A 13,275-nucleotide genomic window follows, 5' to 3' on the forward strand; every position below is an offset into this window, starting at 1 on the left:
GTGCCGACTACCGGAATCGAACTGGTGACCTACTGATTACAAGTCAGTTGCTCTACCTACTGAGCTAAGTCGGCACACTTTATTCTTTGTGCTTTTGTCCGTGTTATAACATTTCGTTAAGACACCAACAAATCAAATTGTGGTGCCCGGAGGCGGAATCGAACCACCGACACGAGGATTTTCAATCCTCTGCTCTACCGACTGAGCTATCCGGGCAACGGAGCGCTATTAAACGGATTTTCCCGCGTTGCGTCAACCACTTTTTTTAAATAATTTCAAAAAAGTGGTTGTTCGAACGCTTTTTATTCAACTGTCACTACAAAGTTTGCTTCGAGTTAAATTCCTTTTTGAAATTTGTAACTTTTTCTAGGTAGCGACGCGCTTCTGCGTTCGGGTGTTTCTTGGTTAACGCCCAATAAACTTGGTTGGGTTGCAATGAATTAAGATCTTGCATTGCGCGTTTGCGATCACTGCGATGAAATGTGTTTAAAACTCCTCCAGTACCGCCATTGTATGCTGAAATCATGCTGTACTCGAGAGAGGTAGGGTGGCGGACTTCTCTTAAATAACGATTTTTTAAGATATAGAAATACGCAGTACCAGTATCTATGTTGTTTTCTGGATTAAACAAATATTCAGGGCTTGGTTGGCCTGAGCGCTTTTTCACAAGTTTGAACACATCTCGTCCCGCTGTTTTAGGTACAACTTGCATTAGGCCATATGCATTTGCCCAACTTACCGCGTATGGGTTGAAACTGCTCTCGGTTTTAATAATGGCGTATATCAAGTCTTCTGGAATGTCGTATTTCTTGGAAGCTCGACGCACGATATCGGCGTATTGGTAGCTGCGTGTTGAAAAGTGGTCTTCAACCATGGGAATTTCGACGTAATACGCTTTCTTGAAATCTACATTTTTGGTTTTTATTTTATTTGCGATGAGGTATTCCGCAAATCGGTTTGCCCGCCAAGACCATTGAATTGGCTTATTGTCTTGGTCGACAACTTGTTTATACAGGAATGGTTGCCCCTCTAACGTGATACCTTTAGAGGAGAATAAGTCGACGTGCGCGGGATCGTCTGGTGTTAATAAGGTGGTGACAATCGCGTCTTTTAGGTGTTTTTGGGGCTCGGTCGGTGATACAGTCTCTATCGTGATCACGCCTTTGCGAAAGTCGACCTCGGCGCGGCTAAGGTAGTTATCGATGTACTTAACGTAATTACTCTTGCCAGCGTACTTGATTTCTTTTTTACCCCAGCGCTTTTGAATATTGCCTGAAAAGCTATTGATTAAGGCATCTAGCGCCGCAGTATCTTTTTCAAATTGTCCTGGTAGCTCAGCTAAGTTATTGGCAAAACGGTTTGTTGGCTCGTAGTTGACGTCATAAATCTTTTCGACGAATTCACGGCTACAGCCTGCCATTAAAAGTGCGGCAGCAATAAAGACAATTTTTTTCATAAGTATCAGAGTTATTGAAGGTAATAGAAAAATGACACCACAAATGGTTGTGATGTCATTGTTTAACTCAAGCGACTTTATTCGCTCGGAGGTGTGTAACCTTCGATATGAACGTCTTTTCCTTCAAAGAGGAAATTTACCATTTCTGTTTCGATCAGTTTGCGGTGTTCTGGATCCATCATGTTGAGTTTCTTCTCGTTGATCAACATGGTTTGTTTGTGTTGCCACTGAGCCCACGCTTCTTTCGAGATGTTGTCGAAAATGCGTTTACCTAGTTCACCAGGGTAAAGTTGAAAGTCTAGACCTTCGCCTTCTTTCTTTAGTCGAGCACAAAATACAGTGCGGCTCATAATGACTCCTTGTATTCAATTAACGAAGTTCGTGGGGTAGCGTTTCCAGCAATAGTTTTACTGGCGCGGCTAAACCGACTTCTTCAGGTTTAGATAAGTTATACCAAAGACCTTTGTTGCCTTCCATTATCACGTCCGGTTGCTTTGATAAATCAATCAAAATTGGCGTGATATCTAGGTGGTAATGGCTGAATGTATGACGAAAGGTAATCAGTGTTTGCTTCTGTTTGATATTGCTGGCTTGAATGCCGCGTTGATCCAGTAGCAATTCAATGTCGCTTTCTGCATCCACATGTTCGGTTTGTGGGAAGCAGAATAAGCCACCCCAAATGCCTGTTTGTGGTCTTTGCTCCAACCACACCTCATGACCATTTTCGGTGTTGTGGTGAAGCATCACGAAACGAGTTTGCTTGATTGGTTTATCTTTCTTCGGTTTTTTGCCCGGGTAGTCGAGCACATTACCTTGTTGTTTTGCCACACACAGGTTAGCAACAGGGCAGAGGCTACATTTGGGTTTGCTGCGAGTGCAGACCATTGCGCCCATGTCCATCATTGCCTGGTTATACTTATCTACATCCGTTTGTGGGGTATGCGTTTCGGCAATTTCCCACAGCTGGTTTTCAACCTTTTTTTGTCCTGGCCATCCTGCAACTGCGAAACAGCGGGATAGGGTGCGCTTCACGTTACCATCAAGAATCGCGTGTGGTTGTTTATACACAGACGATAAAATGGCGGCAGCAGTAGAGCGACCGATCCCCGGTAGGGCGTTCATTTTCTCTATATCAAGAGGAAACTCACCATTGTATGTAGAGGCGACCTCTTGTGCGGCTTTGTGAAGGTTACGGGCTCGGGCGTAATACCCTAAGCCAGTCCAAAGGTGTAGGACTTCATCTTGCTCAGCATTGGCAAGATCGATCACGGTTGGAAAGCGCTCCAAGAAACGTTGGTAATACGGAATAACCGTAGTGACCTGAGTTTGCTGAAGCATAATTTCAGACAACCAGACACTGTATGCGGTCTTATTTTGTTGCCACGGAAGATCTTTTCTTCCATATGCGTCATACCATTCTAGGATGGCACTGGCGAAAGGTGTCACGACTTGCTCTGTATTCTATTATTGGTTAGGTGCAAAATTGCACCACATAATGGGCAAGAAGTACAACAGATAAACAGTAGGGATATAAAGAGGTGTGTCGTTGCTTTTGGGTTGCCATAGACCAAGAGCTCAACAAATACTTGCACCTAAGTAAATTCTTTGGATAATCCCCGCTTTGATTAATCAATGTGCAGGCAAAATCAATGAGTGAAGTAACCACTAACGAATACAACGAAGACGGAAAGCTGATCCGCAAAATCCGCAGCTTTGTACGCCGTGAAGGGCGTTTGACTAAAGGTCAAGAGAGCGCGATGAATGAATGCTGGCCTACGATGGGTATTGACTTCAAAGCTGAACTTCTCGATTGGAAAGAGGTGTTTGGCAACGATAACCCAGTAGTGCTTGAGATCGGTTTTGGTATGGGTGCTTCATTGGTTGAAATGGCAAAGAACGCGCCAGAGAAAAACTTCATCGGTATCGAAGTTCATAGCCCAGGCGTTGGTGCTTGTCTTGCCGATGCTCGCGAAGCGGGAATTACTAACCTGCGTGTAATGTGTCACGATGCGGTAGAAGTATTCGAACACATGATCCCAAATGGCAGCTTATCGACACTGCAATTGTTCTTCCCAGACCCTTGGCATAAGAAGCGTCACCACAAGCGTCGTATTGTTCAATTAGGTTTTGCGGAAATGGTGCGTGAGAAGCTTATCCCTAATGAAGGTATTTTCCACATGGCGACCGACTGGGAAAACTACGCAGAGCACATGATTGAAGTGATGAACCAAGCGCCAGGTTTCGAAAACATTGCTAAAGATGGTGATTTCGTTCCTCGTCCAGACGATCGCCCGCTAACGAAGTTTGAAGCTCGTGGTCACCGTCTTGGTCACGGTGTTTGGGATATCAAATATAAGCGTATTGCGTAACCAGAGGAGTTCATGGGATGTACCATTACGCGATATTAGCGAATCCGGGTCATAACCGAATTTACTTTGATAGCGCAATGACCATTGCCTGTTCTGAGCTAAAAGCAATTTTAGCTTCACAAGGCGTGGATGTGACAGAAATTGGTAGTAAAGACGTTGGCTTACCTGCTGCGTTGGTGTTTTCTTGTCAGGAAGCGCTAACCGATGAGCAGGCGCGAAGAATCGCAGCCTCTTCGATTTACTATGCGCTATTTGAAGTGCGCGAAGATGGTTTACTTCGACCAGTTCAAGCGCCCGTATTTAACACTTTCCCGGAAAGTATGAGCCAGATTTTGCGCTACACCGGGAAAACAAACGAACAGTTTACCCGTTTGATGGTGAATATCGGCATTAGTGCGTCCAATACGGGAAGTGAACAACTGACCTTAATGGATCCAATGTGTGGTAAAGGTACAACCTTATTTGAAGGCTTGATCCACGGTTTGAACGTGGTAGGGGTTGAGATCAACGCCAAGTGGGTGCAAGAGATCCAGACCTTTATTGTTAAGTTCATGAAGAATGGCCGCTTTAAGCACAAAGTGAGCAAAGAAAAGCGCACTGCGGGTGGCAAGAAAGTGGCGGATGGTTTCGTGGTTGAAGCTGCAGCAAATAAAGAAGATTACAACCAAGGCAATCTTCAGTTTATGAAGCTGTATTCGGCTGATACTCGTATCGCTGATCAAGTCGTGAAAAAGAACTCAGTTGATGTGATGGTGTCTGATCTGCCTTATGGCGTGCAACACGGCAGCAAAAATGCTAAGGACAGCAAACTGAACCGCAGTCCACTAGAGCTTTTAAACGAGGCTCTGCCTGCATGGAAAGTGGTATTGAAAAAGCAAGGTTCAGTGGTGTTGTCTTTCAATGAATTCACATTGAAATGGAAAGATGTCGCGGCATTATTTGAAGAGCAAGGTTGGAAGGTACTTTCAGAAGAGCCTTACATCGGTTATCTTCACCGTGTTGATCAATCTATCAACCGCAATATTATTGTGGCAGTAAAACCATAATCGACTTGAGTCGAACGAACCCTATGGAAAAGCCAACGACACGTTGGCTTTTTTTACCTCTGAGCTCAACGAGTTCTCTTGTAAATAGAAGGTAGAGAATGAAACCGACAGTGGAAATTTTGACAGATATTTTGGCGGAAGTACGCCCTTTAATCGGCCAAGGTAAAGTGGCTGATTACATTCCTGCTCTGGCAAAAGTACCTAGCAACAAGTTAGGTATTGCGGTATACACCAACGAAGGTGAGGTTATTAAGGCGGGTGATGCCGATGAACCTTTCTCTATCCAATCTATTTCAAAAGCATTGAGCTTGACGTTAGCGATGTGCTTGTACAAGCAAGAAGAAATTTGGTCTCGAGTGGGAAAAGAGCCTTCGGGGCAGGCATTTAATTCGCTAATCCAGCTAGAAATGGAGCAAGGTATTCCTCGTAATCCATTTATAAATGCTGGAGCGATAGTAGTGGCAGATTTGTTACAAACTCGCTTATCTGCACCTCGTCAGCGCCTGTTGGAATTTGTGCGTCAGCTTTCTGGTGATACCCATATTGTGTATGACAAAGTCGTTGCGGCATCCGAAATGATGCATGGTGATCGTAATGCGGCGATTGCATATCTCATGCGTTCGTTTGGCAACTTCGAAAATGAAGTGATTCCAGTACTACAAAACTACTTCCACGCTTGTGCGCTGAAGATGAGTTGCATCGATTTGGCTAAAACGTTTAGCTATTTAGCAAACAAGGGCACATCGGTACAAACGGGTAAGCCTGTAGTTTCTCCTGTGCAAACCAAACAACTTAATGCACTGTTAGCAACGTGTGGCTTGTATGATGGCGCGGGCGAGTTTGCTTATCGCGTTGGTATGCCTGGTAAGTCTGGTGTTGGTGGTGGCATTATTGCGGTAGTACCTGGTGAAATGACCATTTCAGTATGGTCTCCAGAGCTTGATCCTTCAGGTAACTCGCTTGCTGGTACTAAGGCGCTTGAGCTGCTCTCAGAGCGAATTGGCCGTTCAATTTTCTAATGTTGGAAATGTGTCAACCTTATTTAGGATGGTACTGTTTCTAAATAAAAAGCCTCTCAATTGAGAGGCTTTTTTTGTTTTGGGGTTGCGTTAGTCTTCGCTTTCTTCGGCCATAAAGGCTTCGAGCAAATCATTAAGGAAGAGCTTCCCTTTTTCAGTAATTTGCCAATGGGTAGCCGTTTCACTCAGGTAGCCCATTTCTATCGCCCAGTCGATGGTTTCTTGAATCGTACTGAGCGGTAAGCCCGTGGTGTCCACATAATCTTGCTTCGGACAGGCTTCGATTAAGCGGAATCGGTTCATAAAAAACTCGAATGGACGATCTTCATCCGCGACGACATGTTCTGTATGCAGATAAGGTTTGACCATATTTTGATAAGCCGCTAAATAGCCTCGCGGGTGTTTTACCTTTGTCGTTCGAATAATACGTCCGTCGGTAAAACTGAGTTTGCCATGAGAGCCACAACCGATACCAAGGTAATCACCAAAGCGCCAGTAGTTGAGGTTGTGCTGACACTGATAGCCCGGCTTGCTGTAACCGGAGATTTCATATTGCACATAACCCGCAGCTGCAAGTTTTTGGTGTCCGAGCTCGAAAATATCCCACAAGTCATCTTCGTCAGGTAGCGTTGGTGGCTTGTAGTAAAACATGGTGTTTGGTTCGATGGTCAGCTGATACCAAGACAAGTGCGGCGGTGCCAACTCAATCGCTTTGTCCAAATCTGCCAAGGCTTGTTCGATGCTTTGATCAGGTAAGCCGTGCATGAGATCGAGGTTAAAGCTGTTCAAACCGATTTGGTGCGCCAGCTGAGCAGCGTTGACGGCTTCGTCTTGGCCGTGAATACGCCCCAAACGCTCAAGCTTTTGTTGCTCAAAGCTTTGCACGCCGATAGAGATACGCGTTACACCAGCTTTGCGGTAGCCAACAAAACGCTCTGCTTCGATGGTGCCTGGATTCGCTTCCATGGTGATTTCGATTTCAGGCTTGAACGGAATACGCGCTTCAATGCCCTTAAGTAGACGCTCGATGCCTTCTGCCGAAATCAAACTCGGCGTACCACCACCAATGAAGATTGAATGCAGTAGACGTGGCGCTTCGTTAAGTCGGTATTTCTCAATGTCGGTATCCAAATCTTCTAAAAGGGCACTGATGTACTCTTCTTCTGGAATCTCGGTTTTGAGCGCGTGAGAGTTAAAGTCGCAATACGGGCACTTTTGCACACACCACGGGATGTGTACATACAAGCTGAGTGCTGGGGGCGTTAACATGGTCTAATTCGCTCGTGATTACTGAGACACTTGCTCAGACAGTTGAGCAAACAACGACTTGAGCGCTTTACCGCGGTGAGACAGTTGTTTCTTACGTGCAGGTTCAAGTTCGGCTGACGCACAGTTGTCTTCAGGAACAAAGAAGATTGGGTCGTAGCCAAAGCCATTTTTACCGTGTGCTTCAGTTAGAATTCGGCCTTCCCATTTACCGTGACAGACGATAGGCGTTGGGTCGTTCTCGTGACGCATGAGGACTAATACGCAGTGGAAACGTGCTGTACGCTCTGCTTCTGGTACGCCTTCCATTGCCGCTAGCAATTTTACTAGATTCTCTTGATCAGATGCGCTCTCGCCTGCGTAACGTGCAGAGTAAATGCCCGGAGCGCCTTTTAAGAAATCGACTTCTAATCCAGAGTCGTCTGCAATGGCAGGAAGCCCTGTTTCTTGTGCGGCATGGCGAGCTTTAATGATTGCGTTTTCAATGAAAGTTGTACCCGTTTCAGCTACTTCCGATACATTGAATTCACTTTGCGCTAATACTTCAAAGCCGAAGTCAGACAACAAATCTGCCATTTCACGAACTTTGCCTTGGTTACCAGTTGCTAGCACAATTTTTTTCATGGGAATCTCTTTTAATAGTGATAGAGGAGAACAAATCGTTCTCCTCTAGATATTCTTTAACTAATAAGTGGTTTTTAGCCTGCTTAGATCCAAAAGCTTTTGGAACATCACAACCCAATTACTCTTCAACATAAAACTTCTGGGTGAATTTAAGCTTACCTGAGCCTTTGTTTCCAGCTTTTACGTCAATATCGAAAGTAAAAGTTTCTTCGTGGGTAATTGGCAGTTCGGCTAAATAGTATATCGCATTGCCTTCTTTGACTTCACGAAAGGTCAAGGTCTGAGTTTGGCCGATAAGGTTCTTCGCGCGTCCAGCAATTTTTGCTTCTAATGCTGGCTTACCCAATGAAGCTCTATCTAACACGCTAATATTAACCACAGCGAGGTATCCATTACGTTTGATATCGTAGCTACGTGCGACTTTGGGTGTTAGGAATGTTGAGTTAAACGCGACATAGTGTACTTCGATATCTTTCATATTTTTAAACTGATCGGCGAAGCTTGGTAACGACAACAGGCTAATCAGTAATGCGGTAATCCATTTGCTCATTGTTACTTCCTCAAAGCACTTGTTATAAAACAACCATAGCTGCAATTTTACCTTGGTCAGGGGGTAAAAAATGCGTACTCAGTCGTTGGTATTAGTAAGTGTGGTACAAAATCGTAAATAAAAAGCCATCATAAGATGGCTTTAATTTCTGTCGGTATCTGGGTAGGCGATTCTATCCGAATTTGTTTGTGCCGTCCTAATTCACCTTTTTCTATGTGAACCAAGCCCTTAGCGATTTTAAACTGCTTGGCTAAGAACTTAGTTAGGTGTGCATTAGCTTTGCCATCGACAGGTGGAGCAGTAATGGCGATTTTTAGCTCTTCACCATGCAAGCCAACGATTTTATCGCGGCTAGCTTTAGGTTGAATATAGAGCTTCAGGATGATGTCCTCACCATCTTGCCAAACTGCAGCTGACATTATAGCTGGAACCAAATTGGACCAATGATATCGCCCATTAAGAAGTTCGCGAACTGCAAGCCGATAAATAACACCAGTACGCTTAAATCAAGACCACCAATAGCCGGAAGAATACGACGGATTGGAGCGCACATTGGCTCGGTCAGTTGATGGAATACGTACTCGATAGGGCTGCGGCCTTGGCTTACCCAGCTCAAAATTGCACGGATCAATAGTACCCAGAACAATAGGCCACCAGCGGCTTTGATTAATGATAGTAAGCCCAAGAATAAGAAGTCAGCGCTGAAAGAGACGGAACCGTTCGAAGCTATTAGGATAAGCACGACAAATTTAAGCACACACAACACGTAGGCAAACAACACGGTTGCTAGGTCAATATTCCCCACGGAAGGGATAACGCGGCGCAGTGGACCAATGACCGGCTGAGTCGCTTTTACTATAAATTGCGAGAATGGGTTGTAGAAGTCTGCGCGCGCAGCTTGCAACCAAATTCGCAAAATTACGACCATGATGTACAGGTCAAATAGGGTTGAGATGAGAAAACTCATTGAATTCATAAGGTACCCTTAACAAGTGATGGATGATACTAAACGGAGTTCATCCAAATAATTAAAACAGTTTTTCCATTTCTTCCGCGCGAGCCACAGCAGCTTGCATGGCTTTAGCGACAATATCTGAAAGTTGATGTTCGTTGAATGTACGCAGTGCTTCTGCCGTTGTCCCACCTTTCGATGTTACGTTCTCACGCAGGGTCGATAGCTCAGTTTCTGGGTTGCTAACCACCATACTGGCCGCGCCCAGTGCAGCTTGCTGAACCAATAGTCGAGCGGTCTCTTTATCAAAGCCTTGCGCAATCGCTTCTGCTTGCATCGCTTCCATAAACAGGAAGAAGTATGCTGGAGCACTGCCCGCTGCGGCAATCACATTATTGATGCCAGACTCTTGCTCAACCCAACATACTTTACCGACCGCTTCCATTAACTCTGCGGCAAAAGCTTTGTCGTGCTCGGTTACATGAGTTGGTGCGAACAACCCACTCATACCCAACCCAAGTTGTGATGGCGTATTTGGCATAACACGAACCAAGTTCAATTTGGTGGCTAGCATATCATCCAATCGTGAACAGTTGATGCCTGCGGCAATAGAAATCACCAGTTTATTAGTGAAATCGATCGATTGCAGTGGTTTACAGACATCCGCCATCATTTGCGGTTTTACAGACAATACCACCACATCCGCCTCGGTCGCAGCTTGGATGTTATCGCTGGTGGTACGGATGCCAAAATCTTGTTCTAGCAGAAGGCGGCGAGCCTCTGAAGGAGCCGTCGCGGTAATGTTTTGCGCTGGGTATCCGTTAGCAACCAAGCCGGAAACAATGGCTCTCACCATGTTGCCAGCACCAATGAAGGCGATTTTTTTATGTTCCATTTGTCTGATTTCCATCATGATATTTAGAATTTGTTGTGCGCTCAGGTGTATAATGGCGCCGCTGTTACTTACTGCTCCTATTGGCGAGTAAGATGATTGCGCATTTACGCTCTAACGATTGGCGACATAACTTATGTCGCGAGTGAGCGTTTTGTTGATTTAGCTGTAGTCTCGTGCGCCGAAAATAGCGGTTCCAATACGAACCATTGTACTACCAGCTTCGATTGCAGCGGTCATATCACCACTCATTCCCATTGATAATGTATCGATTTCTGGGAACTGTGCTTCGAGTGTTTGCTTCAACGTAGCCAACTTCTGAAATTCACGGAGTTGTGATTCGTAGTCAGACACGTTGGCAGGAATCGACATCAACCCTCTTAAAGTGAGGTTGGGTAGGCGAGAAATCAACTCCGCCAGCTCGAATACTTCCGCTTCAGTGACACCAGATTTAGATGTCTCACCACTGGTGTTAACCTGAATCAGAACTTGTAGCGGTTTAAGTTCGCTTGGCCGCTGATCATTCAGGCGTTGAGCAATCTTGGTTCGATCGATGGTGTGAACCCAATCGAAATGTTCAGCAACAAGTCGCGATTTATTTGATTGGATCGGGCCAATGAAGTGCCATTCGATTCGATTATCTGGATAATGCTCGGTAAAGTGCTGAACTTTACTGACGCCCTCTTGAACGTAGTTTTCACCAAAGGCGGTTTGTCCCGCTTGGTAGGCTTCGAGAATTGCCTCGACAGGTTTAGTTTTGCTTACCGCTAGAAGTTGCACTGACTCTGGAGTTCGACCACATTTTTGCTCGTCATATCGAATTTGAGAGGTGATATGTTCAATATTTTGTTGAATACTACTCATAGCTGTACTTTAGACTTAAGGATTTTAAATGGATATCACTGAGTTACTGGATTTTAGTGTAAAACATAATGCCTCGGATCTACATCTTTCTGCAGGTGTCCCACCAATGGTTCGTATTGATGGGGATGTGAGAAAACTAGGCATTCCAGCGTTTACACACCAAGAAGTGCATCGTTTGGTTTTCGAAATCATGAACGATGCCCAACGCAGTGAATTCGAAGAAAAACTCGAAGTCGATTTCTCTTTTGAGTTGCATAACGTTGGCCGTTTCCGTGTCAACGCTTTCAACCAATCTCGCGGTTGTGCGGCAGTATTCCGTACCATTCCAAGTAGCATTCCAACTCTGGAAGAGCTAGAAGCGCCAGAGATCTTCAAAAAAATTGCGAACGCTGAAAAAGGCTTAGTTCTGGTCACTGGCCCAACAGGTTCAGGTAAATCGACGACCTTAGCAGCCATTGTTGACTACATTAACCGTAATCACAACAAGCACGTACTCACAATTGAAGATCCGATTGAATTTGTTCACAACAACAATAAATGTTTGATCAACCAGCGTGAAGTTCACCGTGACACCCATAGTTTCCAAAATGCTTTGCGTAGTGCATTGCGCGAAGACCCAGACGTTATTCTGGTTGGTGAGATGCGTGACAAAGAAACCATCAGCCTTGCCTTAACGGCGGCAGAAACGGGTCACTTAGTTTTCGGGACGTTGCACACCAGCTCGGCGGCAAAAACCATTGACCGTATTATCGATGTGTTTCCTGGTAGTGATAAAGATATGGTTCGCTCGATGCTATCTGAGTCCCTTCGTTCGGTTATCGCGCAAAAGCTTCTGAAGCGTAATGGTGGTGGCCGTATTGCATGCCATGAAATTATGATGGCAACGCCTGCGATTCGCAACTTGATCCGCGAAGACAAAGTCGCGCAGATGTATTCGATCATTCAAACAGGTGCGGCTCACGGCATGCAAACCATGGAGCAAAATGCTCGTCAGTTAATGGCGCAAGGCATGGTTGCTCGTGAAGAGGTCGATAGTAAGATCGGATTAGAAGTGCAGCAATTCTCGTAACGTTCATACAGATAATGGTGAATACGGAAGATGGATCTAGATAAATTTCTCGAAGGCATGCTGGCGCTGAAAGCGTCGGATCTTTACATCACGGTTGGAGCGCCAATTCTATTTCGTGTGGATGGCGAATTGCGTCCGCAAGGGGAAAAACTTACCGAGAGCGATGTGGCTGCATTACTCGACAGCGCTATGGAACCAGATCGGCGTCAGGAATTTCGTAAAAGTCGCGAGTCGAATTTTGCCATTGTGAGAGATTGTGGTCGCTTCCGTGTGAGTGCCTTTTTTCAACGCGAGTTACCAGGCGCAGTGATTCGTCGTATTGAAACTAATATTCCTACTTTTGAGCAGTTAAAGTTACCGTTAGTGTTGCAAGATTTGGCGATAGCTAAGCGTGGTTTGGTGCTGGTGGTCGGTGCTACTGGTTCGGGTAAATCGACCACTATGGCGGCGATGACAGGCTATCGAAACAGCAATAAAACCGGGCACATTTTGACGGTCGAAGATCCGATCGAGTTCGTGCATGAACACAAGCGCTGTATCGTGACTCAACGTGAAGTTGGGTTAGATACGGAAAGCTATGAAGTTGCGCTTAAAAACTCGCTGCGCCAAGCACCAGATATGATTTTGATTGGTGAGATCCGTAGCCGTGAAACAATGGAATACGCGATGACCTTCGCCGAAACGGGTCACCTGTGTATGGCAACGTTGCACGCCAACAATGCAAACCAAGCTTTAGAGCGCATTCTTCACTTGGTACCGAAAGATCAAAAAGAACAATTCTTGTTCGACTTGTCGATGAATCTGAAAGGCGTGGTTGGTCAGCAGCTGATCCGAGATAAAAATGGGCAGGGACGTCATGGTGTATTTGAGATCTTGCTAAATAGCCCACGTGTGTCGGATTTGATTCGTCGCGGAGATTTACATGAGTTGAAGTCAACCATGGCTCGCTCAAATGAGTTTGGTATGCTGACGTTCGATCAATCTCTTTATAAGTTAGTGATGCAAGGTAAGATCAGCGAAGAGGATGCACTACATAGTGCCGACTCGGCGAATGATCTGCGCTTGATGTTGAAAACGCAGCGTGGTGAAGCATTCTCTACGGGCAGTTTGGCAAACGTTAAGATCGATATGGATTAATCCAATCCAGAAACAAAAAAGGTTGGCAGGA

Annotated in this window: 15 protein-coding genes and 2 tRNA genes; 5 read left to right on the forward strand and 12 right to left on the reverse strand. The window is 45.3% G+C overall.

Annotation, left to right across the window (positions count from 1 at the left end):
* Position 1: 1 nt before the first annotated feature.
* The 5 genes from R7P67_RS16995 to mutY all read right to left on the reverse strand — a co-directional run bounded on the left by R7P67_RS16995 (position 2) and on the right by mutY (position 2,902).
* A tRNA-Thr gene (locus tag R7P67_RS16995) sits at positions 2 to 74 on the reverse strand.
* A 66-nt stretch (positions 75 to 140) separates the two neighbouring features.
* Positions 141 to 216: transfer RNA gene (locus R7P67_RS17000), tRNA-Phe, on the reverse strand.
* 100 nt (positions 217 to 316) lie between these two features.
* Positions 317 to 1,456, reverse strand: a complete 1,140-nt coding sequence (gene mltC, locus R7P67_RS17005; RefSeq protein ID WP_005381001.1) for a membrane-bound lytic murein transglycosylase MltC — start codon at positions 1,454 to 1,456, stop codon at positions 317 to 319.
* 77 nt (positions 1,457 to 1,533) lie between these two features.
* A complete protein-coding gene (locus R7P67_RS17010; RefSeq protein WP_005381002.1) occupies positions 1,534 to 1,806 on the reverse strand; it encodes an oxidative damage protection protein in 273 nt (90 codons plus the stop codon).
* A gap of 19 nt (positions 1,807 to 1,825) precedes the next feature.
* Complete coding sequence (gene mutY / locus R7P67_RS17015) at positions 1,826 to 2,902, reverse strand: A/G-specific adenine glycosylase (RefSeq protein WP_206225417.1); 1,077 nt, start codon at positions 2,900 to 2,902, stop codon at positions 1,826 to 1,828.
* 203 nt (positions 2,903 to 3,105) lie between these two features.
* Between mutY and trmB the strand changes: the two genes are divergently transcribed.
* The 3 genes from trmB (at position 3,106) to glsB (ending at position 5,890) form a co-directional block, all read left to right on the forward strand.
* On the forward strand, positions 3,106 to 3,825 hold the full coding sequence (gene trmB, locus R7P67_RS17020; RefSeq protein WP_005384506.1) for a tRNA (guanosine(46)-N7)-methyltransferase TrmB: 720 nt from the start codon (positions 3,106 to 3,108) through the stop codon (positions 3,823 to 3,825).
* Positions 3,826 to 3,842: 17 nt separating this feature from the next.
* Positions 3,843 to 4,871, forward strand: a complete 1,029-nt coding sequence (locus R7P67_RS17025) for a TRM11 family SAM-dependent methyltransferase (RefSeq protein ID WP_005381006.1) — start codon at positions 3,843 to 3,845, stop codon at positions 4,869 to 4,871.
* Between the two features lie 98 nt (positions 4,872 to 4,969).
* Positions 4,970 to 5,890, forward strand: coding sequence for a glutaminase B (gene glsB, locus R7P67_RS17030; protein ID WP_213987498.1), 921 nt, complete (start codon positions 4,970 to 4,972; stop codon positions 5,888 to 5,890).
* 90 nt (positions 5,891 to 5,980) lie between these two features.
* On the opposite strand, the gene hemW is transcribed toward glsB, so the two are convergent.
* From hemW to R7P67_RS17065, 7 genes are all read right to left on the reverse strand, one after another.
* Positions 5,981 to 7,159 carry a radical SAM family heme chaperone HemW gene (gene hemW, locus R7P67_RS17035; protein WP_213987497.1) on the reverse strand — a complete coding sequence of 393 codons (1,179 nt, stop codon included), beginning with the start codon at positions 7,157 to 7,159 and terminating at the stop codon, positions 5,981 to 5,983.
* An 18-nt stretch (positions 7,160 to 7,177) separates the two neighbouring features.
* Positions 7,178 to 7,780, reverse strand: a complete 603-nt coding sequence (locus R7P67_RS17040) for an XTP/dITP diphosphatase (RefSeq protein WP_137282374.1) — start codon at positions 7,778 to 7,780, stop codon at positions 7,178 to 7,180.
* Between the two features lie 118 nt (positions 7,781 to 7,898).
* Entirely contained in the window at positions 7,899 to 8,330 is a 432-nt protein-coding gene (locus R7P67_RS17045; protein WP_005381010.1) for a DUF4426 domain-containing protein, read from the reverse strand.
* 128 nt (positions 8,331 to 8,458) lie between these two features.
* Entirely contained in the window at positions 8,459 to 8,749 is a 291-nt protein-coding gene (gene yggU / locus R7P67_RS17050) for a DUF167 family protein YggU (protein WP_005393980.1), read from the reverse strand.
* Positions 8,749 to 9,306, reverse strand: coding sequence for a YggT family protein (locus R7P67_RS17055; RefSeq protein WP_005381012.1), 558 nt, complete (start codon positions 9,304 to 9,306; stop codon positions 8,749 to 8,751). The genes yggU and R7P67_RS17055 overlap by 1 nt, the downstream gene beginning before the upstream one ends.
* Positions 9,307 to 9,358: 52 nt before the next feature.
* The gene (gene proC, locus R7P67_RS17060) at positions 9,359 to 10,177 is read right to left on the reverse strand and encodes a pyrroline-5-carboxylate reductase (RefSeq protein ID WP_005381013.1); all 819 of its coding nucleotides are present in this window, start codon (positions 10,175 to 10,177) and stop codon (positions 9,359 to 9,361) included.
* A gap of 159 nt (positions 10,178 to 10,336) precedes the next feature.
* Complete coding sequence (locus R7P67_RS17065; RefSeq protein ID WP_137282373.1) at positions 10,337 to 11,038, reverse strand: YggS family pyridoxal phosphate-dependent enzyme; 702 nt, start codon at positions 11,036 to 11,038, stop codon at positions 10,337 to 10,339.
* A 28-nt stretch (positions 11,039 to 11,066) separates the two neighbouring features.
* Here R7P67_RS17065 and R7P67_RS17070 point away from each other — a divergent pair, with 28 nt between their 5' ends.
* Together R7P67_RS17070 and R7P67_RS17075 are read left to right on the forward strand one after the other, a co-directional pair.
* Complete coding sequence (locus R7P67_RS17070; protein ID WP_005381015.1) at positions 11,067 to 12,107, forward strand: type IV pilus twitching motility protein PilT; 1,041 nt, start codon at positions 11,067 to 11,069, stop codon at positions 12,105 to 12,107.
* 30 nt (positions 12,108 to 12,137) lie between these two features.
* Complete coding sequence (locus tag R7P67_RS17075) at positions 12,138 to 13,244, forward strand: PilT/PilU family type 4a pilus ATPase (RefSeq protein WP_005381016.1); 1,107 nt, start codon at positions 12,138 to 12,140, stop codon at positions 13,242 to 13,244.
* Positions 13,245 to 13,275 lie beyond the last annotated feature (31 nt).

This window comes from Vibrio sp. Vb0937 (genome assembly GCF_033338855.1).